The organism is Roseobacter weihaiensis (genome assembly GCF_020622345.1).
Taxonomy (GTDB): domain Bacteria; phylum Pseudomonadota; class Alphaproteobacteria; order Rhodobacterales; family Rhodobacteraceae; genus Roseobacter; species Roseobacter weihaiensis.
The window spans coordinates 141,434-163,195 of sequence record NZ_JACNMO010000005.1 but is presented as its reverse complement, the minus strand read 5'-3'; the positions used below and the strand labels follow the sequence as shown (position 1 = coordinate 163,195).

The 21,762-nt window shown below is 60.1% G+C and carries 20 protein-coding genes and 1 tRNA gene; 13 read left to right on the top strand and 8 right to left on the bottom strand.

Annotated features, from left to right (window positions below; translation table 11 throughout):
- Positions 1–52: 52 nt before the first annotated feature.
- The 4 genes from H7847_RS08000 to H7847_RS07985 all read right to left on the bottom strand — a co-directional run bounded on the left by H7847_RS08000 (position 53) and on the right by H7847_RS07985 (position 5,085).
- The gene (locus H7847_RS08000) at positions 53–1,402 is read right to left on the bottom strand and encodes a tetratricopeptide repeat protein (RefSeq protein WP_227268862.1); all 1,350 of its coding nucleotides are present in this window, start codon (positions 1,400–1,402) and stop codon (positions 53–55) included.
- 184 nt (positions 1,403–1,586) lie between these two features.
- Positions 1,587–2,795 (bottom strand): CaiB/BaiF CoA transferase family protein, encoded by a 1,209-nt coding sequence (locus H7847_RS07995; protein ID WP_227268861.1) that lies wholly within the window; start codon positions 2,793–2,795, stop codon positions 1,587–1,589.
- The gene (locus tag H7847_RS07990) at positions 2,779–4,404 is read right to left on the bottom strand and encodes a thiamine pyrophosphate-binding protein (protein WP_227268860.1); all 1,626 of its coding nucleotides are present in this window, start codon (positions 4,402–4,404) and stop codon (positions 2,779–2,781) included. Before H7847_RS07990 ends, H7847_RS07995 begins: the two co-directional genes overlap by 17 nt.
- A gap of 120 nt (positions 4,405–4,524) precedes the next feature.
- Positions 4,525–5,085: a GcrA family cell cycle regulator gene (locus tag H7847_RS07985; RefSeq protein WP_227268859.1), complete on the bottom strand. Its 561-nt coding sequence runs from the start codon at positions 5,083–5,085 to the stop codon at positions 4,525–4,527.
- A gap of 373 nt (positions 5,086–5,458) precedes the next feature.
- Here H7847_RS07985 and H7847_RS07980 point away from each other — a divergent pair, with 373 nt between their 5' ends.
- Both H7847_RS07980 and argF read left to right on the top strand, forming a co-directional pair.
- Positions 5,459–6,634: an aspartate aminotransferase family protein gene (locus H7847_RS07980; RefSeq protein ID WP_227268858.1), complete on the top strand. Its 1,176-nt coding sequence runs from the start codon at positions 5,459–5,461 to the stop codon at positions 6,632–6,634.
- 62 nt (positions 6,635–6,696) lie between these two features.
- Entirely contained in the window at positions 6,697–7,623 is a 927-nt protein-coding gene (gene argF, locus H7847_RS07975) for an ornithine carbamoyltransferase (RefSeq protein WP_227268995.1), read from the top strand.
- A gap of 6 nt (positions 7,624–7,629) precedes the next feature.
- Here the strand turns inward: argF and hrpB are convergent, their stop codons facing one another.
- On the bottom strand, positions 7,630–10,068 hold the full coding sequence (gene hrpB, locus H7847_RS07970) for an ATP-dependent helicase HrpB (protein ID WP_227268857.1): 2,439 nt from the start codon (positions 10,066–10,068) through the stop codon (positions 7,630–7,632).
- A gap of 94 nt (positions 10,069–10,162) precedes the next feature.
- Here hrpB and meaB point away from each other — a divergent pair, with 94 nt between their 5' ends.
- From meaB to H7847_RS07955, 3 genes are all read left to right on the top strand, one after another.
- Positions 10,163–11,152, top strand: a complete 990-nt coding sequence (meaB, locus tag H7847_RS07965; protein ID WP_227268994.1) for a methylmalonyl Co-A mutase-associated GTPase MeaB — start codon at positions 10,163–10,165, stop codon at positions 11,150–11,152.
- A 137-nt stretch (positions 11,153–11,289) separates the two neighbouring features.
- Positions 11,290–11,589, top strand: coding sequence for a 50S ribosomal protein L28 (rpmB, locus tag H7847_RS07960; RefSeq protein ID WP_227268856.1), 300 nt, complete (start codon positions 11,290–11,292; stop codon positions 11,587–11,589).
- A gap of 236 nt (positions 11,590–11,825) precedes the next feature.
- Positions 11,826–12,320 carry a copper chaperone PCu(A)C gene (locus tag H7847_RS07955; protein WP_227268855.1) on the top strand — a complete coding sequence of 165 codons (495 nt, stop codon included), beginning with the start codon at positions 11,826–11,828 and terminating at the stop codon, positions 12,318–12,320.
- Between the two features lie 19 nt (positions 12,321–12,339).
- On the opposite strand, the gene H7847_RS07950 is transcribed toward H7847_RS07955, so the two are convergent.
- A complete protein-coding gene (locus tag H7847_RS07950) occupies positions 12,340–13,032 on the bottom strand; it encodes an NAD-dependent deacylase (RefSeq protein WP_227268854.1) in 693 nt (230 codons plus the stop codon).
- Positions 13,033–13,151: 119 nt separating this feature from the next.
- Here H7847_RS07950 and H7847_RS07945 point away from each other — a divergent pair, with 119 nt between their 5' ends.
- The 8 genes from H7847_RS07945 to H7847_RS07910 all read left to right on the top strand — a co-directional run bounded on the left by H7847_RS07945 (position 13,152) and on the right by H7847_RS07910 (position 19,918).
- Positions 13,152–14,027, top strand: a complete 876-nt coding sequence (locus tag H7847_RS07945; protein WP_227268853.1) for a carbon-nitrogen hydrolase family protein — start codon at positions 13,152–13,154, stop codon at positions 14,025–14,027.
- Positions 14,028–14,106: 79 nt separating this feature from the next.
- Positions 14,107–14,325 carry a translation initiation factor IF-1 gene (gene infA, locus H7847_RS07940; RefSeq protein ID WP_005978431.1) on the top strand — a complete coding sequence of 73 codons (219 nt, stop codon included), beginning with the start codon at positions 14,107–14,109 and terminating at the stop codon, positions 14,323–14,325.
- A 4-nt stretch (positions 14,326–14,329) separates the two neighbouring features.
- Positions 14,330–14,896 carry a Maf family protein gene (locus H7847_RS07935; RefSeq protein WP_227268852.1) on the top strand — a complete coding sequence of 189 codons (567 nt, stop codon included), beginning with the start codon at positions 14,330–14,332 and terminating at the stop codon, positions 14,894–14,896.
- Positions 14,893–15,915, top strand: a complete 1,023-nt coding sequence (locus tag H7847_RS07930; protein WP_227268851.1) for a ribonuclease E/G — start codon at positions 14,893–14,895, stop codon at positions 15,913–15,915. The genes H7847_RS07935 and H7847_RS07930 overlap by 4 nt, the downstream gene beginning before the upstream one ends.
- The gene (locus tag H7847_RS07925; protein ID WP_227268849.1) at positions 15,912–16,109 is read left to right on the top strand and encodes a DNA gyrase inhibitor YacG; all 198 of its coding nucleotides are present in this window, start codon (positions 15,912–15,914) and stop codon (positions 16,107–16,109) included. The genes H7847_RS07930 and H7847_RS07925 overlap by 4 nt, the downstream gene beginning before the upstream one ends.
- A gap of 261 nt (positions 16,110–16,370) precedes the next feature.
- Positions 16,371–16,445, top strand: a tRNA-Phe gene (locus H7847_RS07920).
- Between the two features lie 349 nt (positions 16,446–16,794).
- Entirely contained in the window at positions 16,795–18,525 is a 1,731-nt protein-coding gene (locus H7847_RS07915) for an ATP-dependent nuclease (RefSeq protein WP_227268848.1), read from the top strand.
- Positions 18,512–19,918, top strand: a complete 1,407-nt coding sequence (locus H7847_RS07910) for a UvrD-helicase domain-containing protein (protein WP_227268847.1) — start codon at positions 18,512–18,514, stop codon at positions 19,916–19,918. Before H7847_RS07915 ends, H7847_RS07910 begins: the two co-directional genes overlap by 14 nt.
- A 131-nt stretch (positions 19,919–20,049) precedes the next feature.
- Here H7847_RS07910 and H7847_RS07905 read toward each other — a convergent pair whose 3' ends face one another.
- Together H7847_RS07905 and H7847_RS07900 are read right to left on the bottom strand one after the other, a co-directional pair.
- A complete protein-coding gene (locus H7847_RS07905) occupies positions 20,050–20,682 on the bottom strand; it encodes a tyrosine-type recombinase/integrase (protein WP_227268846.1) in 633 nt (210 codons plus the stop codon).
- 198 nt (positions 20,683–20,880) lie between these two features.
- Complete coding sequence (locus H7847_RS07900) at positions 20,881–21,714, bottom strand: class I SAM-dependent methyltransferase (RefSeq protein ID WP_227268845.1); 834 nt, start codon at positions 21,712–21,714, stop codon at positions 20,881–20,883.
- Positions 21,715–21,762 lie beyond the last annotated feature (48 nt).

The window sequence follows — 21,762 nt, the reverse complement described above, 5'->3', positions numbered from 1 at the left end:
TTTATGCTTTCGGTTTAAAAGTGTCATCAGCAATTTCATCGGCGGCCCGCAGTTACTGAGCAGGGATCCGCCGTGCGTCCGCTATGCTGGCCAGACGCGTTTTGGTGTAGCGATCCGCGTTGCCGGCGCGGCGCGCCAGACGGTCGTTCAGGATCGCTTCGGTCTGGGTATAACGGCCTGCGCGCAGGCCTGCGTCAATGGTCAGCCGTTCAAAGACATCGCGCTGGGCATGGCTGCCGCCGATGCTCTGCATGTCCGGGCGGGCGGCAACAAGATCGGCAAAGGCCGCATCATAACGCCCTTCGGCAAAGGCATTGAGCCCTGCGAGGGCCGCAAGTCCGGGGTGCGCATAGCGCTGTTGCATCTCGCCGTCGCGGGCAGCGTCGCGGGCAAATCGGGCCTTCATCTGCTGTTGCGCCTCGGGGCGCTGCGCGCCGGTGAGCGCCAGCATATAGTGCAGGTCCGCAAAGACCACGCAGCCATCGTCGATACGTCTTTCCGCCAGATCCGCCAGTTCCGCCCAGCGGGGTCCGACCGCGATGCCCTCAAGCTCCAGCCGGACAAGCAGCGATGTCGCGTTCGAGATATCGCGGTAGTCATCGGTTTTATCCGCACGGATCTGCGCGTCATAGAGACCCAGGGCCACATCCAGCTCCCCCCGGTCCAGATGTAGCAGCGCCTTGTGCCACCAGACGTGGTACCGGAAATTATTGCAGTGATCCCAGGCGCTTGTATGCCCTTCGATCAGATTGATCCCAAGGTCGGGGCGCGCGGTCATGTCATAGACGTGGGCGACCGCATGCAGGCCCCACGCGTCATCTTTGACCAGCTCAAGCCCGGCCCGCCCGGCAGCCTCGGCCAGATCATAGTCGCCGGTCTCTTCCAGCGTGAAGCTGTGGCACCCCAGCGCGTATCCCCGGCAGGCGTGATCGGCGTCATGCGCCCCCAGCACCCGCTCGATCGAGCTGCGCATGCCGCTGGCATCGCCCAGGATGAACCGAATGGCGTGGCTGACCTTGGCGGAGAGTGTGTCGGCGGGATGCATATCCAGCGCGCCTTCGATTGCAGCGATGGCACCCGAGGGGGTGCCTTCCAGCCAGCGGTCAAGGGCGGTGACCCATGCCTCTTCGCGGGGGGTGGCCTCGGCGTTGGCCAGCGCCAGATGCGCGGCCTGTGCAGCCTCATGCGCGGTCTGTACCAGTTCTGCGCGGCCCATCATCAGGGAAAAAAGCCCGCGCGCTGCATGACCCATCGCAAAATGAGGATGGCTTTGGAGCACAGCGCCAAGATGCGTCGGTGTCGTCGTCCCGTGGGCCAGAAAGGCCCGGACCATTCCGTTCCACTCCGCCAGAGCGTCCTGGGTCGTCAGGGAAACCGGGCTTTGACAGATATCATACATCATAATGGGCGTACCTTTTTACTGTAGCTGTCTCTTGTGTACCGCAATATCGGAGCGTGCGAAGACCTTGGGCAGTGGTTACACGCCAACGTGAAGCTATGTGTTGCAAAGCGCTGAATATTTCATAAGAACAGTTCAAATTAACCACTATTTCGGTGATTTAGGCCATTTTACGCCGCCAAAAGTTTCAGTTTTTCGGTGGCTTTATGCCGAGTTCTGCCAGAACCTCCTCGGTGTCCTGCCCGAAGCGGGGGGGCGCGCGGCGATACTGCACGGGCGTGCGCGACAATTTGAGCGGATTGGCCAGCAGCTCAACCGCGCCGCTCTCGATCCCGCTGGCTGGCACGCTCACAACCGCCCCTCTGGACGCGGCCTGATCCGAGGCAAGCGCCTCGGCCACGGTGTTGATCGGACCCACCGGCACATGGACCGCCTGAAGCATTGCAATCACCTCGGATTTGCTTTTTGTGGCCAGCGGTGCGGAGATCAGCGGGATCAGCACCTCACGGTTTTCCAGACGCGCCAGATTGGTGGTAAACCGGGCGTCCGTGGCCAGCTCGGGCAGGCTCAAGGCATCGCAAAAGCGGGCAAATTGCGCATCGTTCCCGACCGCGATCAGCACATGCCCGTCAGAGCAGACAAAGGCCTCGTAAGGCACGATGTTGGGATGGGCGTTGCCGCGTCTTCTGGGCAACTGTCCAGAGGTGAGGTAGTTCGTGCCCTCGTTGATAAGCCAGGCCATCTGCGCATCAACCAGCGACAGGTCGATGTGTTGTCCTTCGCCAGTCGCATCACGGTGGCGCAAGGCCGTCAGAATGCCGATGGTGGCATACATTCCGCACATCACATCGGCGATCCCCACACCGACCTTCACAGGTGGCCCGTCGGGGTCACCCGTCAACGACATGATGCCGCCATAGCCCTGCGCCATCAGGTCATATCCCGGCTTGTCCCGGTTCGGCCCGGTCTGACCGAAGCCCGAGATTGAGCAATACACAAGTTCCGGGTGGGCGGCACAGAGCGTCTTGTGATCGAGCCCGTATTTTTCCAGCCCGCCGGGTTTATAGTTTTCGATCACGACATCTGCGCGGGCGGCAAGCTGTTGCACGACCCGTTGGCCCTCGGCGGTCGAGATATCGATGGAAAGAGAGCGTTTGTTGCGGTTGGCGGCCATGAAATAGGCAGAGAGATCCGTGTTCTGGCCGTGCACGTCGCGCGCGTAGTTCGGCCCCCAAATGCGGGTGTCATCGCCCCCGGTTTTGGGGTTTTCAACCTTCAGAACAGTCGCGCCGAAATCGCCCAGAAGCTGGGTCGCGGTCGGCCCGGCCAGGATCCGTGTCAGATCCAGCACCACGAGGCCGCTCAGAGCGGCTGGTGCGTCAGATGCGTCCGTCATAACTGCCCCTCTCGATCACGGCCGCAATTACGGTAAAACTCTCGGCCTGCAGGGCGGTCTCCAGCGCTGCGCTGAGCTCGGCACGGCTGTGCACGGTTGTGCCTGCGCCGCCAAAGGCCCGCCCGATGGCCGCAAAATCATGTCGAGCAAAGTCCACGCCGTTGTTTTTCAGCTGGCGCGACCGCTGTTTCAGCTCAATGAGCGCAAGCGAGGCGTCTACGAAAACGACAAAAAGGGTGTTCAGACCCAATTCAGCCGCCGTAGAAAGCTCTCCGGCCACCATCAGGAACCCGGCATCCCCCGAAAAGGACACCACCGGGGTCTCGGGGCGGGCGACCTTGGCTCCCATCGCCAGCGGCACGGCACAGCCCATTGTGCAAAGGGCAGAGGACTGGATCAGCCCGCGGGGGCTGTAACACTGCCACATCTGGCTGAGCAGGATACGATGCGCGCCACTATCCGCCGTTGCAATCGTGTCGCGCGGCAAAGAGGTCCGGCAGGTGTCGATCACAGCGGCAGGCCCCCAGGTGTCATCGGCGGGAAAGGCCGCTTGCAGTGCCGCCCTGGTCTGCTGCGGCGCTTGATCGGGCCAGGTTTTTTGCGGCGTGATGCCTTCTGAAATTGCAGCGAGCGAGGCGGCGCAATCGGCCACGATATTCAGGCTCGACTGATGCATGTAGTGGTGATTTGGCTCTGCGGTGATGTCGATGATGCGCTGTTCGCGGGGGCACCATGCCTCCCGCCAACCGGTCCGCATTTCAATCGGGTCGTATCCGACGCAGAGGATCAGGTCGGCCGTTTTCAGCAGCGGCAACAGGTGCTTGTCCGCCAGTGGCGAGAGGCCTGCGGCCCCCAATGCCAGCGCGTGATCCTCGGGGATCAGGCCCTTTGCCTTGTAGGTCGTGATCACCGGGACCCCGTGGGTTTCGGCAAACCGGGTCACAACGTCGCCTGCCTCCTGGGTCATGGCATCAAGGCCCAAGACCATGAGCGGGCGCACCGAGGTGGCCAACCAGCCGCGCGCGCGGCTGAGATCGTCGCCCGCCGGGGCGGTGCGGGCGGCATCCGTGCGGGCGGGAGGCGCTTGCGCCGGCACCCGACTGTCCGCGACAGAGATCGGCACGTCAATATGAACCGGGCCTGGTCGGCCTTCGGTGGCGATGGCGACGGCCTTGTCCGCGATAACATGGGCTGCACCGGGAACCAGCGAAAAGCTCGCCTTGGTGATCGGGTGAAACACCGCCTGCTGGTCGAGCACCTGATGGGTGTAGGTCTGCGCCTCATCCGCGTCCACCGCACCTGCCAGCACGATCAGCGGCACCCGGTCCTGATGGGCGTTGGCTACCGCGTTCACCCCGTTCAGGGCACCGGGCCCGACCGTGGCCACCAGAATGCCCGGTGCTCCCGTCTGGTGGTAGACCCCTTCGGCCATGAAGGCGGCGGCATTTTCGTGCTTGGTGAGAATAAAGGTGATCCCGGCGGCCTCCAGCGCGTCGACCAGAGTCAGCACCTCGCCCCCCGGCATGCCAAAAGCATGCCTGCAGCCGGCACGATAAAGGCGCTGTGCCAGCGCATCGGCGGCGCGGATATAGGAAGAGGTGTCAGTCACAAAGGCAATCGTTTCCGGTTCTCAAGAATGCCTGCGGTCATACTTGATGCTGTGCTGCGTGCAACTCACCTTTGCGTTTTTGATGTTTCAACGTGGGCTGCTGCCAGGCCGCACCGCTTGTCAGCGGCGGCGGTCGCGCCGCGAGGACATGGGCTGGAAAGCGACCCCCACATGGGCCTCGCAATAGGGTTTTCCCTGTTGCACGGGCAAGCCGCAAAACCAGAAATCCTCGGTCGCCGGGTCGCCAACGGGCCACTTGCAGGTGCGTTCCGTCAGTTCCATCAACGACAGCCTCTTGGCCTTCTTCTCAATGGCAGAGACCTTGGCGAGCGCTTCGGGGCTGATCTCATTTGCGGAAGGCTGCGGCGGCAGAGGCTGACCTGCGGGGATGATCTGCTTGCGCGGCGGCAGCGGTTTGGGGGCAGGCTCGGCTGCTGCCTTGGCCGCGGGCTCGGCAGGTTTGGGTGTGGGTTTGGATTTGGCCTCGACCTTGGGGGCGGGTTTGGCTTTGTTCTCGGTCTTTGTCGTGGTGGTGGCGCGGTTCGACAGTCCCAGGCGGTGTACTTTGCCGATCACGGCGTTGCGGGTCACCCCGCCAAGCTCTTTTGCGATCTGGCTGGCCGACTGCCCTTCGCCCCACATTTTCTTGAGCAACTCAACCCGTTCGTCTGTCCACGACATCAACACTTCCCCAATTCAAAAGGCGGCCCGATGTTTCCAGGCCGCCAATGCATCTTTCCTTGAGCGTCTATTCTAAGCACTGGATAGGGAGATACAAGCGGGGAACTTGTAAGCGGTGCTATTTGGTGCCGGGGATTGCAAGAAAACACTTTGCTTCCTGCCTGCGCTACCGTAGAGAGGCAGGATGATGGTTTTGACACGTAATGCGATCCGACGACGTTGTCGTTGCGCCGCCTAAAGCGGTAAAACATGACGCGCATCTTGTGGTGCGCGGACCTGAACCTTCCTGAACATCTAAACATTGTTGACCTGTACCAATGGCTCATGCACGTTCTGTGCTCTTGCCTGCGATACCTTTCTTGAGGACGATCCGATGATCCCGACACTCTTGCCGACCTATGCCCGTGCCCCTCTGAGCTTCGTCAAAGGCGAAGGCTCCTGGCTCATTGAGGCAGATGGCCGACGCTTTCTTGATCTGGCGGCAGGCATCGCGGTGACAGCGCTGGGACATGCGCATCCCAAGCTGGTCAAGGCGCTCACCGATCAGGCGGAGGCGCTTTGGCATGTCTCGAACCTCTATCAGATCCCGCAGCAGCAGGCGCTTGCGGATAAGCTGACCGAACATACCTTTGCCGATACGGTGTTCTTTACCAATTCCGGCACCGAGGCCTGTGAGCTGGCCGTCAAGATGGCCCGCAAGTACTGGGACGCGCAGGGCCAGCCCGCGCGGTCAGAGATCATTGCCTTCACCGGGTCGTTTCACGGACGCTCCTCTGCGGGGATCGCGGCGGCAGGGTCGGACAAGATGACCAAGGGGTTTGGCCCTCTTCTGCCCGGCTTCACACATCTGGAGTTTGGCGATCATGACGCGCTGACGGCGGCTCTCTCCGACAATATCGCGGCCATCATCATCGAACCGGTACAGGGTGAAGGCGGCATCCGTCCGGTGCCGGACCAATGCCTCAAGGGTCTGCGCGATCTGTGTGATACCCATGGCATCCTGCTGATCTTTGATGAGGTGCAGTGCGGGGTTGCGCGCACCGGCAAGCTTTTTGCGCATGAGTGGGCAGGCGTCGCGCCGGATATCATGATGGTGGCCAAGGGCATTGGCGGTGGCTTCCCCATCGGTGCTGTGCTGGCCACCGAAGAGGCCGCCTCAGGCATGACGCTGGGCACTCATGGCTCCACCTATGGGGGCAACCCGCTGGGCTGTGCGGTGGGCTGCGCCGTTGTCGATCACGTCGCTGATCCCGCGTTTCTGGCCGAGGTCGCGCGCAAGGGCGGCCTGATGCGGCAAAAGCTTGAAGGGCTCGTGGCGTCGCACCCGGACATTTTCGAAAGCGTGCGCGGATCAGGCCTGATGCTGGGCCTCAAATGCGTGGCCCCCAACGTCGATGTCGTTCAGGCCGGGTACGACCAGAATGTACTCACCGTCCCTGCGGCGGATAACGTGGTGCGCCTGTTGCCCGCGCTGACGATCACCGATGACGAGATCGCGCAGGCGGTCGACCGTCTGGAGGCCACGGCATCGGCACTAGAGGCTGCGTGAAATTCCCAACAAGCCAGCGGGGGGCCAAGGCCCTCGAGGCGTTCCAGAAAAAGAAATATGACATGAACCATTTTCTCGACATACACCTGACGGATCCAACCCATTTGCGCGGCATTATTGATAAGGCCGTGGTGATGAAATCCGCGCGCGCCGGGCGACCGCGCGGGGCCCCGGATGACGACCAGCCTCTCAAGGACCACATGGTCGCGCTGATCTTTGAAAAACCCTCCACCCGGACGCGCGTGTCCTTTGACGTGGGCGTGCGCCAGATGGGCGGGCAGACCATGGTGCTCTCGGGCTCCGACATGCAGTTGGGCCATGGCGAGACCATCGCCGATACCGCCCGCGTGCTCAGCCGCTATGTGGATCTCATCATGATCCGCACCTTCGACGAAGCGGTGCTGACCGAGATGGCCGAATTTGCCACCGTTCCGGTGATCAACGGGCTGACGGATCGCACGCATCCCTGCCAGATCATGGCGGATGTCATGACCTTCGAGGAACATCGCGGCCCGATCAAAGGCAAAAAGGTGGTCTGGTCGGGGGACGGGAACAATGTTTGTTCCTCCTTTCTGCATGCGGCGGGTCAGTTCGGGTTTGACCTAACGTTCACCGGGCCGCCAACGCTTGACCCGGAACAGGAGTTTGTCGATCTGGCGCGCGCCAAGGGGGTTGATGTCGCCATCGAACGCGATCCCCTCAAAGCGGTGGAGGGCGCTGATCTGGTGGTCACGGACACCTGGGTGTCGATGCACGACGCGCAATCGGCCCGCGAACGGCGGCACAACCAGTTGCGGCCCTACCGGGTGGATGCGCATCTGATGTCAAAGGCCAAGCCCGAGGCGCTGTTCATGCACTGCCTGCCGGCGCACCGCGATGACGAGGCCACGTCCGAGGTCATGGACGGGCCGCATTCGGTGATCTTTGACGAGGCCGAAAACCGGCTGCACGCGCAAAAGGCGATCATGCGCTGGTGTCTCGACCGCTAAGGGCGGCTATTTGCGCGGCTTGGCGCGCAGGGTCGGATCGGCAGCGGTCGGGTCCTCGGGCCAGGGGTGTTTGGGGTAGCGCCCGCGCATATCCTTGCGCACATCCGCATAGGACGACGCCCAGAACTGCGGCAGGTCTTCGGTCACCTGCACGGGGCGTTGTGCCGGGGACAGCAGGGTGACCTGCACCGGCCTTCCAGCCACTTTGGGGTGCTGTGTGACGCCGAACATCTCCTGCAGGCGCACGGAAATGCGCGGTTGTTGGTCGGCGTAGTCAATCGGCACCTTGCGTCCCAGCGGGGTGACGAAATGGGCAGGCGCGGCGCGGTCGAGCTTCTGGATGTTGTCCCAGCCAAGACAGGCTTGCAGCGCGGGCAGGATATCGAAGCTTTTCCAGTCACCTGCTGTCTTTATCCCGGTGAGATGCGGCTGCAACCAACCCTCCAGCGTGTCCATCAGATGAGGTTCGCTCAGGTCCGGGAAATCCGGATCCGCGGCGCGCATCAGGGCGGCGCGGACCATCAGACGTCTGGCGGCGGCCGAAGAGGCGAGCCCAAGGTGCCTTATCCCCTCCAGCATCGCCTTGGCGATATCTTCTGGGGGTGCTTCCCGCCAAAGGCGGTCTTCGAGGATCAACGCGCCGAAACGCTCCTGCTGTCGGGCCTCAACCCGGTTCTCGCGGCGCGACCAGACGCAGACATCATGCCAGGCGATCTGATCGGCGAAGGTGTCGCGCAGATCCTGCATCGACAGTGCAACGGCCTGTCTGATGCGCGCCTCGCGCGGGTCCCCATCGAGGTCCGTGGCCACGATCAGCCGGGCAGCGGCCAGCGGGTCACCTTCGGGCAGCAAAGCGCCTTTGCCCCCCGAGAGCACAAAGCGCGGCGCATCGCCCGGACGGCGCAATCCGACACGGTCGGGATAGGCCAGGGCTGTGAGGATCCCGATCCGGTCGGGTCCCTCGCCCGGTGCTGCCCGCTGGAGCCTTCTGGCGTCCTCCCGTACCCGCGCCAGCGTTGGCCGGTGCAGCAGGAGCCCCTCGGTACGCTCAAATCCCGATGGATCTCGGGCTGCCGCGACCCGCAGCGTCAGGTCGCAGGACGCGCCGCGCAGGATATCCCGCTCTGCCAGCAGGGCCGCCAGCAAGGGCGCGGAGGACCCTCCCAGCGCGACCATATGGGCCAGACGCGGGTGCAGGGGCAGGGCGGCAAGGCGGCGCCCGTGATCGGTGATCCGGCCTTTGGCGTCCAGCGCGCCCAACATTTGCAGCACGGCCTGCGCGTCCCCCATCCGACCGGCATGGGGCGGGCTGAGAAAACGCATCGCTTCGGGTTGCCCGCCCCAGAGGGCGATCTCAAGCGCCAGGCCTGTCAGGTCGCCAACCTCGATCTCGGCAGGGGCAAAGGCGGGCAGGGCCCCGTCCTCCCCCTTGGTCCACAGCTTGTAGCAGGCCCCCGGTGCCACCCGGCCCGCGCGGCCCGCCCTTTGGATCGCTTCGGCGCGTGAGACGCGGGTGGTCACCAGCCGCGCCATGCCGGAGGAGGGATCGAATTCCGACCGGCGCGCGCGGCCTGCATCGATCACGATGCGAATGCCTTCGATGGTCAGTGAGGTCTCCGCGATCGAGGTGGCAAGCACGACCTTGCGGCCCGTTGTGGCAGGTGCGATTGCGGCACGTTGGTCCTTGAAATCCATTGCACCAAAGAGCGGATGCAAGGACACATCCGAGGGCAGATGCCCCTTAAGCCGCGCCTGGGTGCGGCGAATTTCGCCCTCGCCCGGTAAAAACACCAGCGCGCTGCCGTCCTCCCGGTGCAGCGCCTCAAGCGTGAGGTCGGCAACCGCGTCTTCCAGCCGCTGGCGCTTGGCCAGGGGACGGTCCAACCAATGCGTGCTGACCGGAAAACTGCGCCCTTGAGATGTCAGGATCGGTGCATCCATCAGGGCGGCGACCGGTTCTGCATCCAGCGTGGCCGACATCGCCACCAGCAGCAGATCATCGCGCAGCGCCTCAGCCACCTCAAGACAGAGCGCCAGCCCAAGATCCGCGTTCAGGGAGCGTTCGTGAAATTCATCAAAGATCACGCAGCCCACGCCGGGCAAGTCGGGACGATCCTGCAACATGCGCGTCAGGATGCCTTCTGTGATGACCTCGATCCGGGTGCTTTTGCCGGTTTTCGACTGGCCGCGTATCCGGTAACCGACCGTCCGCCCAACCTCCTCGCCCAAGGTTTGCGCCATGCGCTCAGCCGCCGCCCGTGCTGCAAGACGTCGCGGTTCCAGCATCACGATCCGCCCTTCGGTCAGCGCGCCCTCAAGAATGGCCAGCGGCACACGGGTGGTTTTGCCGGCACCCGGCGGGGCTTGCAGTACAAGGCGGCCGGCTTTACGCAACGCGGCGGTGACCTGCGGCAGGATGGCGTCGATGGGCAGGGTTTCAGACATGGCTCTGCTTAGCGGAGGACGCAGGGCGCGCCAAGCTCTGGACATTTGCGGGCGGCTGCCGGACAACCGGGGGCAGGTAGAAGGGCAGGGGACCATGGACACGGCCGATCTTGCAGCACGGGTGGCACAGGGCGAGCGACGGGCGCTGGCGCAGGCCATCACGCTGGTTGAAAGCGCGCGCGCGGATCATCGCGCGCAAGCCTGCGCCTTGTTGGAGGCGCTGCCCGCCGATCGGCAGGCGCTGCGGATCGGGCTCTCCGGCACGCCGGGGGTGGGCAAATCGACCTTTATCGAAAGCTTCGGGATGATGCTGGTGGGGCAGGGGCTGCGGGTGGCCGTTCTGGCGGTTGACCCGTCCTCCAGCCGGTCGGGCGGGTCAATTCTTGGGGACAAGACGCGGATGGACCGTCTGGCCCGCGCGCCCGGTGCTTTCATCCGGCCCTCGCCCAGTCAGACCCACCTTGGCGGGGTCACGCGCCGCTCGCGCGAGGCGGTGGCGCTCTGCGAGGCCGCCGGGTTTGACGTGATCCTGATCGAGACCGTGGGCGTCGGGCAATCCGAGACGGTGGTGGCGGAGATGTCGGATCTTTTCCTGCTGTTGCTCGCTCCCGCAGGCGGGGACGAATTGCAGGGGGTCAAACGCGGGATCATGGAAATCGCGGATATGATTCTGGTGAACAAGGCGGATGGTGATCTCAAGCCCGCCGCCACGCGGACCTGCGCGGATTACGCGGGCGCGCTGCGGCTGTTGCGCAAACGCCCGCAGGACCCGGCGGGGTTTCCCAAGGCGGTGATGGTGTCGGCGCTGCATGAGAGCGGTCTTGTGGACGTCTGGCGTGATATCGAAACACTCGTCACCTGGCGCAAGGAGCAGGGCTTCTGGGATCGGGCGCGCGCGGGTCAGGCGCGTTACTGGTTCGAGCAGGACGTTCGGCAGGCGCTTTTGGCGCAGCTTGAGACCCCGCGCGCGCGCGCGGCGCTGGCAGCATATGGCGACAAGGTGAGCGCGGGTGATCTGGCCCCTGCTGCGGCGGCAGAGGCTTTTTTGGCGCAGCTGGGCGCCTCTTCGACATCAAAGTCATGAATTCCCCTGTGGGCCGGGTTGACCGGCGGTGCGATTCCCACTAAAGCCAGCGAACGAATTTCCGGGGTGTGGCCAGCGGTCGCCCCCTTTCGTCGTTACCGGACCGCCGGAACGACCTGAGAGAAAAGGATGACCCCATGTCGCGCGTATGCGAATTGACCGGAAAAGGCCCGATGACTGGCAACAACGTCAGCCACGCCAACAACAAGACCCGTCGGCGCTTTTTGCCGAACCTGAATGACGTGACCCTGCAGTCCGAGGCGCTGGGGCGTGCGTTCAAGTTCCGCATTTCGGCAGCGGCTCTGCGTACCGTGGACCATCGCGGCGGGCTGGACAAGTTTCTTGCAAAAGCGAAGGACAGTGATCTGTCTGCAAATGCGCTCAAGGTCAAAAAGGCAATCGCCAAGACCTCCAGCACGGCTGACGCGCTGAGCTGAACATCGCAAAGACCAGGATTTGCAGCCCTGCCCGGAAACGGGTGGGGCTGCTGCGTTTCTGAGGCGTTTGCCCGTCCGAAGGGCGGGGTCGGCTCCGCGGGTCCCACATCTGGCGGCGGCCCTCTTTACCGGCAGGAAATAGACCCTTTTTTATCGCGGTTTATCGATTGCACCTCTCTTGCAGTGAGCCGTCCGGCTCCATAGCTATCAGGGGTAGCAAAAAACCCGGAGACATCATGCTTTTCCCTTCTTTGTCGCGCGGCGCATGCGCCCTTGTTCTCGTTACATTTCCGGTTTTTGCCCTCGCCGAGATTGTCGTGACAGACCCTTATGCGCGGGCATCGCGGCCCAATGCGCCGACCGGGGCCGCTTTCATGATGATCCAGAACACCGGTGAGACGGCGGATCGCCTGATCTCCGCCAGCTCTGACATCGCCGAACGCGTCGAGCTGCATACCCATATCGATCAGGGGGACGGCATCATGAAGATGGTTGAGGTCGAAGAGGGGTTCCCCATCGCGCCGGGCGAGACCCACATGATGGTGCGGGGCGGGGACCATGTGATGTTCATGGGCCTGAACGAAAGCCTGGAGCAGGGTGGCGAAGTCGTCGTCACCCTGACTTTTGAACAGGCGGGTGACGTGGTGGTGACGATCCCTGTGGACAATGAACGCCAGCCAGATCACGGTGCGATGGATCATGGTGCAACAGATCACAGCACCACAAACTGATCTCCAAGGACACGCAGCCTCAGCCGCCCAAAACCTCTGCAACCCAGGCGGGGAGCGTTTGGCTCGCAGACCCGATGCGGATATCATCAAAATCGCTGCCGACGGCTGAGGGTTCGAGGTTGAACTCTATGGTGCGCGCACCGTGCCGGCGGGCTTCAGCCACGAACCCTGCCGCCGGGTAGACGTTGCCCGATGTGCCGATGCTGGCAAAAAGGTCGGCTTGCGCCAAGTGTTCGTAGATCTCTTCCATGTCATAGGGCATTTCGCCGAACCAGACGATATCGGGCCGTGCCGCCGGTGCGGCGCATTTGGGGCAACCATCGCCGGGGCGCATCACCATATTGGCAGGCCAGCGGTGGTCGCACGCACCGCAAAGTGCCCCTGTCAGAGCGCCGTGCATGTGCATTACCCGTTTCATCCCGGCTTTTTCATGCAGATCATCCACGTTTTGCGTGACAAGCACGACCTCACCGTCAAAATCGGCCTCCAGCCGGGCGAGGGCGTGGTGGCCTGCGTTCGGCTCCGCCGCGGCGGCCTGCGCGCGGCGGGCGTTGTAGAACTCCACCACCAGCTTTGGATCACGTGCAAATCCTTCGGGGGTGGCGACATCCTCAATCCGGTGCTGGGCCCAGAGGCCACCTTCGGCCCGGAACGTACCAAGCCCGCTTTCGGCTGAAATCCCTGCGCCGGTCAGTAATACTATTTTCTGCATCGCGTGCTCCCTTTGCCTGCTGTGTGCCCGCTGAAACGGCGTCTGTCAAAGGCTCTTGGCCTCTTGCGGTTGGCTGGTAATTCCGGTCCCATGGCCGCGACACAGCAAGGGACGTCTCCATGAAAATCGCAACTGCCGCCTATCCGCTGGATTTTCTGTCCTCCTGGGCCCAGTATGAGGACAAGATCGCCGCCTGGGTGCACCGTGCCGCCCAAGAGCAGGCACAGATGCTGGTCTTTCCCGAATACGGCGCGATGGAGCTGGCAACCCTCGCCGGGGCAGAGGTCGCGGCTGATCTGGAAGCCTCTCTTTTGGCCGTCTCGGAGCGGCTTGCGGCGGCGGATGGGCTGCACATGCGGCTTGCGGCGGAGTACAATCTCCACATTCTGGCCGCCTCCGGGCCTGCCATCACAGCGTCCCGTCCGGTCAATCGCGCCCGGCTTGTTGCTCCCGGCGGTGCCGTGGGTGTTCAGGACAAGCAGATCATGACACGGTTCGAGCGTGACCCCTGGGGCGTGCAGGGCGGTGGCCCGTTGCAGGTCTTTGAGACGGTGCTGGGAAAAATCGGCATCCTGATCTGCTACGATTGTGAATTTCCCTTGTTGGGCAGAGCCTTGGCCGAATGTGATATCCTTTTGGTGCCGTCCTGCACCGAAACGCTTGCAGGCTATTGGCGGGTGCGGATCGGCGCGATGGCACGTGCGTTGGAAAACCAATGCGTCAGTGTGATGTCTTCCGTGGTCGGCGCCGCCCCATGGTCGGAAGCGGTTGATACCTCAACCGGGGCAGGGGGTCTTTTCGGCCCCCCCGACACAGGCTTCCCGGCGACCGGCGTCTTGTCCGAGGGGGTATTGAACCACCCGGGCTGGACCTTTGCCGAGGTTGATCTCGATGCGATTGCGCGGGTCCGCAAGGCCGGTGTTGTGTTAGGCCGACAGCATTGGTCCGAGCAAACAGGCCGCGATGATGTCGCGTCAATCGTTTCTTTGCGCTGAATTGCCCTTGAAAATAATTGCAAATGGGCTCATCTAAGCGGCGTCCACGAAATGTGGGCGGGTTTAAGAAGGAGAAACCATGGCCAAGGAAGATACGCTCGAATTTCCCGGTGTCGTAAAGGAACTCCTGCCTAACGCGACATTTCGGGTCGAGCTTGAAAACGGCCATGAGATTATCGCGCATACGGCAGGCAAGATGCGCAAGAACCGCATCCGCGTTCTGGCAGGCGACAAGGTGCAGGTCGAGATGACCCCCTATGATCTGACAAAGGGTCGGATCAACTACCGCTTCAAGTAACCTCTTGTTTATTCTGGGGTCTGGCTCGGAGCGCCGCAAGGAATTGCTGGCGCAGATTGGCGTTGTGCCGGATGATATCCGTGCCCCGGATATCGACGAAACACCGCTAAAGGGTGAGTTGCCACGCCCCTATTGCGCCCGGATCGCCCGTGAAAAGGCGCTGGCTGTCGAAGCCGGCCCGGATGATATCGTCTTATGTGCGGATACCACCGTGGCTTTAGGTCGCCGCATTATCGGAAAGCCCGAGGATGCGGCTGAGGCGCGCGGTTTCCTGACTGCCATGTCCGGTCGCAGGCACCGGGTGATTACATCCGTTGCACTTCGCCTGGGGGCGCAGCTCTGGCAGAAAGACGTTGTCAGTCTGGTGCGGATGAAGGGCCTGTCGAAGGAAGACCTCGACACTTATATCACCAGCGAGGACTGGCGGGGCAAGGCGGGGGGCTACGGCATTCAGGGGCCGGCTGGCGCATTGATCCCTTGGATCAGCGGATCTTACACGGGGATCGTCGGCTTGCCCTTGGCGGAAACGGCAGGGCTGTTGCAAGCGGCAGGATATAAGGGGGCACCATGAAGGGCCGTACGATTGTGCTGGACCATCTTGAAGGGCGTGAAGCGGCGGCTTTGATCGAGGATGGGGTCTTGCAGGACCTCCTGATTGCTTCAGATGCGCCAAGCCCCGGTACTGTTTATCGCGCGATCGCGGATCGGCCGATAAAGGGTCAGGGCGGCATGTTCCTCAAGACCCCCGACGGATCAGCGTTTCTGCGTCAGGTGAAGGGTATGGCACCCGGCCAAAACGTCCTGGTGCAGGTCACAGGCTATGCTGAGCCGGGCAAGGCGATCCCAGTGACACAAAAACTGTTGTTCAAGAGCCGGTTTGCCATCGTTACGCCGGACGCGCCGGGTCTGAACATCAGCCGGTCTATCCGGGAAGAGACCGAGAGAGACCGCCTGCTGGAAATCGCCCATGAGACGGCAGGGGATACAGAGGTCGGGCTGATCCTGCGCTCCAGTTGCGAAGGTGCCTCGTCTGAGGATATCGCGCAGGACATTGATGCAATGATACTGCTGGCAGAGGCCGTGACCTCGGACGGGGGCTCTGAAATGGAGGTGCTGGCGCAGGGGGACGGGCCGCATCTGCTGGCGTGGCGCGATTGGGTTGCCCCGGCAGAGGTTGTGACGCAATCAGGTTCATTTGAAACGCATGGTGTGCTGGATGCTCTGGACGACGGCCTCGGTGATGCCGTCCCGCTCGATGGGGGGGGCTATTTGTTCGTTGAACCTACCCGAGCCCTTGTCGCCGTCGACGTCAACACAGGCCGCGACACGTCGCTGGCATCAGGGATCAAGGCCAATCTTGCAGCGGCGGCGGCCCTGCCGCGTGCCTTGCGGTTGCGCGGCTTGGGTGGGCAGATCGTGCTTGATCTTGCGCCGATGCCCAAAAAAGACAGGCGCAGTTTTGAAACGGTGCTGCGTCAGGCCTTTAAACGCGATGACGTGGAAACCGCGCTTGTTGGCTGGACACCACTGGGACATTACGAGTTGCAACGCAAACGCGCGCGGATGCCCGTAGGCGAGGTGATCGGATGACTTGCCCGATGTGCGGTAAACCGACATCCAAGGCGGCGCGTCCGTTTTGTTCGAAGCGATGTGCTGACCTGGATCTTGCACGGTGGCTGAACGGGTCTTATGCGGTGCCCTCCGACGAGCCCGATGATCTTGCCGATCTCGATGAGGCGCTGGACACAGCGCGCCGCGCCGCTCGCAAAGAAAAACCTCATTAATATCAATTAATTGCCACTCTGCGAAAGGCCAAAAGAGGTACTGGCTTCCAAGCCGGAACCTGTGTGCCAGAAGTTGGCTTCAGTTGATAATCAGCGGAGAAATTGCGGGTGTTGATCGAACTGCCCCGGCTGTCAGGTCGGGTCGTAGTATCTGCGGTTCGATCACTGGGGCGTATTTGTTTTGGCCCGAAAAAATGGACTGGACAGCCTTGCCGCAACCTCCTAGAACCCGCTCACCCAGTCATGTAATTGACAACCCGTGCCCGGGTAGCTCAGGGGTAGAGCAGTGGATTGAAAATCCTCGTGTCGGTGGTTCGATTCCGCCCCCGGGCACCATTTATTTGGTAAAAATACTTATATTACAGTATCTTGAAGACATTTCGAGAAGGTGTGTCCCCCAAAGCATCCCCCAGGCGAAGTCTGTTTGACGTTCTTCGACCTAACGGTTGAGCCATAAGTGCTTTGGTCGGGACTTACGATAGTGATCGGCTCATGGTCACTATGATAGGCTGTCAGGGCGGAGAGCTGCCGTTCGCTGCACACCAGCTATTTAAGCGCCGGATAGAACAGAGCGGACGTTCAATCGCTTGGCACAACCAGTAAGCGCATGAATTCACGTGGGGTGTTATACTTCTTCGGTTTCTCCGCTAGGTTGTGAAAACTATAATTCGGGGAACTCAGCATCTTGCCCAAAATTGTCTATCTAAACATTCAAAACTTCAGATCGATAAAAGAGCTATCGTGGAAGCCCAACCACGGCATGAATTGTCTGATTGGGGGCGGTGACAGCGGCAAGACCACTGTGTTGGACGCAATTGACTACTGTCTTGGTGCGCGACGTTCAGCGCAGTTTTCCGATTACGATTTTCATAAGACCGACACCAGCGAATCAATAAGGATTTTGGTCGCACTTGGTGCGCTTGAACCGTCACTTCTCTCAATAGATGCCTATGGTGACTATTTTTGCGGCTACAACCCCGCTACGGGAAAATTTGAAGATGAACCTGGCCACGGATTAGAAACAACTTTGGTGCTCCGACTGAAAGTTGAAAAAGACCTAGAACCACAATGGTCACTTTTGTCGAAGCGGGCGAAGGCTAAGGGTATAGAGCGAAATCTGCGGTGGGAGGATCGCCAAACCTCCTCGCCTTTGCGACTGGGAGATCACCCCGACTGGCACCTCTCATGGCGACGTGGTGCGCTGTTTGAAAGGCTGACGGATGAAAAGCTAGCACTAACGGAGGGCTTGTCTGATGCCGCTCGAAAAGCCCGAGCAGACTTTGGCAGTACAGCAAACAAGGAACTGACGGACAGCCTCGATGTGGTGAAGAAGTCTGCCGATGAGTTGGGCGTACCGACGGCTGGGGCGGTACACGCGCTACTCGATGCGAACTCAGTGAAATTTGGCACGGGAGCGATTGCGCTGCATGACGCGAACAACATACCGCTTTCATCTTTGGGTACTGGATCAAAACGCCTGCTGGTGGCAGGCTTGGCAAGAAAAGTCGCAACATCCGCTAGCATCGCCTTGGTTGATGAGTTGGAAACGGGTCTGGAACCGCATCGGATACGAAGCCTGCTCAACACGCTGGGTGCGAAGGACACGTCGGCTTCCCAACAGGTTTACGCAACGACCCATTCGCCAGTTGTTCTGAGAGAGCTAAACCACACCCAGTTGACGTTGCTGCGTGTTGACAAAACCACCGGAAAACACCGGGCCCATTCCGCTTCTGAGAGTGCTCAGGGATTGCTGAGAAGTAACCCAGAGGCATTTCTAGCTAAGCGAGTAATCGTTTGCGAAGGCAAATCCGAGATAGGCTTCATAAGAGGCTTTGATCAGCATAGTTGCGGCCTTGGAAATGTTTCAATGGAAGCGCTTGGAACCGTACTAGTTGACGGAGGTGGAGCCAAGAAGGTGCTTTCTCCCGCGAATGAACTCCTCCGCCTCGGGTACAATGTATCAATTTTCATGGATAGTGACGTGCCTCTAGAGGCCGCTGATGAAGAGGCTTTTATTACTGGAGGAGGCACGGTATTCAAGTGGCCAAACCAATGTGCTCTCGAAGATGCGATTTTCCGGTGTGCCACCGGGCCGGTCATTGCGGCGTTGTTGGACTACGCCGTTTCGTTACCAAACGGTAATAAGGTCGACGCGCAGATTTGTACGGCATCAAGAAACCAATTCAATCTGGCTCAAGCAAAGAATTGGGCGGAAACAAATACGCTTCAGCCCGCAACCGCCGCCATACTGGGCCAGGCAGCGCGTAGTGCAGACGGTTGGTTCAAGCGGATTGCGCCATATGAACATGTGGCAAAGAATATTTTAGCTCCCAGTTATTCCTCGCTACATGCCGACCTGACGGGCATCACTACAGCGTTGATGAATTGGGCTTGGGGGCACAATGACCGAACCTGATCCTCTCCAGATATCAAGAGGATGCATACAGGCTCCCGCTGGATGCGGAAAAACCCACCTAATTGCGGAAAGTTTAAAGCGCTGTACAACTGAGAAACCAATCCTCGTTTTGACTCATACGAATGCGGCGGTTGCGGCGCTTCGGCAGAGGCTGGACAAGGGTGCAGTTCCTCGATCTAGCTATCGTCTCGCAACCATTGACGGGTGGGCTATGAGACTGGTCGGCATGTTTCCATTGAGAAGCGCCGCAGACCCATCCATTTTGGAGCTGTCCAGCCTAGGAACTGACTATCCAGCTATAAAGCGGGCTGCGCTCTGTCTGCTGCAAGGACGCCATATCGACAACCTTCTTGCAGCAAACTACTCTCGGCTACTAGTCGATGAATACCAAGACTGCCTGAGCGCCCAGCACCGAATAATATGTGAACTTGCGAGAGTGCTGCCGACTTGCATTTTCGGCGATGTCCTTCAAGGAATATTCGATTTTGGGGACACACAGGTAGACTGGAACGCTGAAGTGCTTCAGGATTTTCCGTTGGTAAGTGAGCTATCCACACCGTGGCGCTGGAACCTTGCCGGGGCTGGATCGTTGGGCCAATGGCTGCTGGACTTGCGACCAACACTTTTGAGCGGTGGCCAAATTGACCTCACTACGGCTCCATCAGAATTGGAATGGGTACCTATTGCAGGCGACCAAGATTTTGAAAAAATTCTTGCGGCAACTCATGGTATGTCAAAGGACATCGAGAGCTCGCTGATTATTTGCAGCAGCCGCAACCGTCAGAGGCAACAACAAATTGCTCAGTTTACAAACGGTGCGTCAGTCGTAGAGAACGCGGACCTTACGGACCTAGTTTCTTTTGCTCGACGTTTCGATTTTGCCTCTCCCAACGCCACCGCTGAATTGCTTAATGAAGCCGCAAGCGTTCTTCGCGGAATAAGCGCGACCGAAATGATGGCGAGAATTGTGTCACTCAAGGCAGGTACAAACCGGAAGCCAGCCACAGCTCAAGAAATGGCGGCGCTGAGTTTCGACGCGGAAAAGACCCCTCAAAAGGCGGCGGCTCTTTTGTCAGCTCTGAGCAATCAGTCCGGTGTGTCAGCCTTTAGAGGAGAAGTGTTTAGAAACCTTCTGAAAGCACTGCACGCATCTGCAAGCGCAAGCGACTTTGCGGACATGGTGCTCAAGGCACGAGAGGAACGGCGCTTTCATAGCCGTGCTCTCGGAAAAAAATCCGTCGGCAGCACGCTTTTGGTAAAAGGCCTAGAGGCCGATCAGGTCGTGATTGTCGATACACATGAAATGAATGCCAAAAACTTGTATGTTGCGCTCACCAGAGGGGCGAAGAGAGTAGTTGTATGCTCAGCATCTCAGTATTTGCCAGCCACATAGCACGTCAGAGAAGTAGGCTTCTTGAAAATGCTGCGCGTTGCACCAATCGCTGGTCTGGCTAAGCTGCGGCGCGGCATCCGGATGGTCGGTGGAGGTCGTCTATGGGCCGTCCGTGAAGACGGCCCATGCCTTCAGATTTCGATAGCTTCGGCGATCGCCAACGCGTCTTCAAGCTCGACGCCGAGATACCTGACAGTGCTGACCATCTTGGTGTGACCCAATAGAAGCTGGACTGCCCTGAGTTTGCCGGTCTTCTTGCAAATTTGCGTCACCTTCGTGCGCCGCATCGAATGGGTGCCGTAGGCACTGGCTTCTAGGCCAATGGATATCACCCATTCTCGCACAATCCGCGCGTACTGGCGGGTCCCGATGTGCAGCCGTTCATGAAAACGCCCGGGCGAGAGATATTCTGATCCGATCATGAGCGGCTCTCGCATCCACCGTGCCAACGATGCTCGAGTGCCTTCAGAAATTTCGAAACGCACAGGTTTCTGCGTCTTGCTCTGCAAAACCGACGCGCGTTCCTTGATTTGGCCTGACGCCATGATATCGACCACCTTCATCTTCACCAGGTCGCAGCCGCGTAGCTTGCTGTCGATCGCAAGATTGAAGAGGGCCAGATCACGATGGTTTTCGGCTAGCTCCAGTCGCACTCTGATCGCCCAAACGTGTTTTGGCTTGAGCGGCCGTTTCTGGCCGACGATCCGGCCTTTGTTCCAGGCCGGGCGCAGCGCGCGGATGGCGGGTAAGTTTGATGCTTCCATAACGGATCCTCCGATCCACCGCGCCCTCCCACATCGACAACCCGACGTTGACAAGACATCATATCACATGATGCTGCGATGCATCCGAGGTCGGCTGTGAGCCCACATTGACCGATGCTGCGTGCTGGACGTATGTCCGTTATTCTAGCCTTCAATGTCGATCCCACCGGTTTCATCACAACGCTAGAGCCCAAAGTTCTAGGCGTCTTTTATCGCGATCATTTCGATCGGTGAAATGCGCCCTGCAGCCAAATTTGCTACCATATTTGGGATTTTTTCTGCGGTGGTCTGCTGCATGAGTACATGTAAACCCAAAGGGGGTGGTCCTCCAGCGGCTGCGCTTGCCGCTTTCATTTTCTTGAAGAAATCCATTGCAAAGTCGTGACGATTGTTTTCCTCATCGACGACGAACCCGTTGGCTTCGAGTGCCATTCGATAGTCTTTGGGCGCTGCAACCCAGCTTGTTTCATGTGTTGTTGCCCAAGGAACAGGGTAGATTAGCTCTTCGTCATTACCCTTCATAATATCGTAGATACCAAACTTTGCGCCAGATTTTAGAACACGGGACACCTCAGACATCAGAACCTGCTTGTCTTCGATGTTCATACCAACATGCATCATGAATGCACCGTCAAAACTTGCATCCTCAAAAGGAAGCGAAAGTGCACTTCCTCGCCGGAGTGTTATGCGATCCGACAAGCCGACCCATTCGCAAAGCCGCTGCCCGACATCAACGTATTCAGGTGTCAGATCAATCCCAGTGATCTTCGCCCCGTAGGTCTTCGCGGTGAAACGCGCTGAACCTCCCAAACCGCAGCCGATATCGAGTATGGTTTGGGACGGCGATATCCTAAGCTGGTCCAGGAAATGAATGCTCGCTGCCCGCCCACCGATGTGAAATTCGTCTACTGGACCAAGATCCTCAACACTGGCGTTTTCAGGTTTAATACCCTGTTTTTTGAGGCCTGACTCAATCGCGGTTAGTAGGTTTCCGTGGTGATAGTGGGTGGAAATCTTATTATCGTTGTTCATGACAACCAACTTTTTTGCAAATTGTGATTTACGACCCTACCACCTTTT

Bases quoted from the DNA above. Each gene is read 5' to 3' on its own strand.
- H7847_RS07930 (WP_227268851.1), top strand. From the start codon at position 14,893: ATGAAGGGCCGTACGATTGTGCTGGACCATCTTGAAGGGCGTGAAGCG.
- H7847_RS07905 (WP_227268846.1), bottom strand. From the start codon at position 20,682: ATGGAAGCATCAAACTTACCCGCCATCCGCGCGCTGCGCCCGGCCTGG.
- hrpB (WP_227268857.1), bottom strand. From the start codon at position 10,068: ATGTCTGAAACCCTGCCCATCGACGCCATCCTGCCGCAGGTCACCGCC.
- H7847_RS07910 (WP_227268847.1), top strand. From the start codon at position 18,512: ATGACCGAACCTGATCCTCTCCAGATATCAAGAGGATGCATACAGGCT.
- H7847_RS07985 (WP_227268859.1), bottom strand. From the start codon at position 5,085: ATGTCGTGGACAGACGAACGGGTTGAGTTGCTCAAGAAAATGTGGGGC.
- meaB (WP_227268994.1), top strand. From the start codon at position 10,163: ATGGACACGGCCGATCTTGCAGCACGGGTGGCACAGGGCGAGCGACGG.
- H7847_RS07995 (WP_227268861.1), bottom strand. From the start codon at position 2,795: ATGACGGACGCATCTGACGCACCAGCCGCTCTGAGCGGCCTCGTGGTG.
- rpmB (WP_227268856.1), top strand. From the start codon at position 11,290: ATGTCGCGCGTATGCGAATTGACCGGAAAAGGCCCGATGACTGGCAAC.
- H7847_RS07925 (WP_227268849.1), top strand. From the start codon at position 15,912: ATGACTTGCCCGATGTGCGGTAAACCGACATCCAAGGCGGCGCGTCCG.
- argF (WP_227268995.1), top strand. From the start codon at position 6,697: ATGAACCATTTTCTCGACATACACCTGACGGATCCAACCCATTTGCGC.
- H7847_RS07900 (WP_227268845.1), bottom strand. From the start codon at position 21,714: ATGAACAACGATAATAAGATTTCCACCCACTATCACCACGGAAACCTA.
- H7847_RS07980 (WP_227268858.1), top strand. From the start codon at position 5,459: ATGATCCCGACACTCTTGCCGACCTATGCCCGTGCCCCTCTGAGCTTC.
- H7847_RS07945 (WP_227268853.1), top strand. From the start codon at position 13,152: ATGAAAATCGCAACTGCCGCCTATCCGCTGGATTTTCTGTCCTCCTGG.
- H7847_RS07950 (WP_227268854.1), bottom strand. From the start codon at position 13,032: ATGCAGAAAATAGTATTACTGACCGGCGCAGGGATTTCAGCCGAAAGC.
- H7847_RS07955 (WP_227268855.1), top strand. From the start codon at position 11,826: ATGCTTTTCCCTTCTTTGTCGCGCGGCGCATGCGCCCTTGTTCTCGTT.
- infA (WP_005978431.1), top strand. From the start codon at position 14,107: ATGGCCAAGGAAGATACGCTCGAATTTCCCGGTGTCGTAAAGGAACTC.
- H7847_RS08000 (WP_227268862.1), bottom strand. From the start codon at position 1,402: ATGATGTATGATATCTGTCAAAGCCCGGTTTCCCTGACGACCCAGGAC.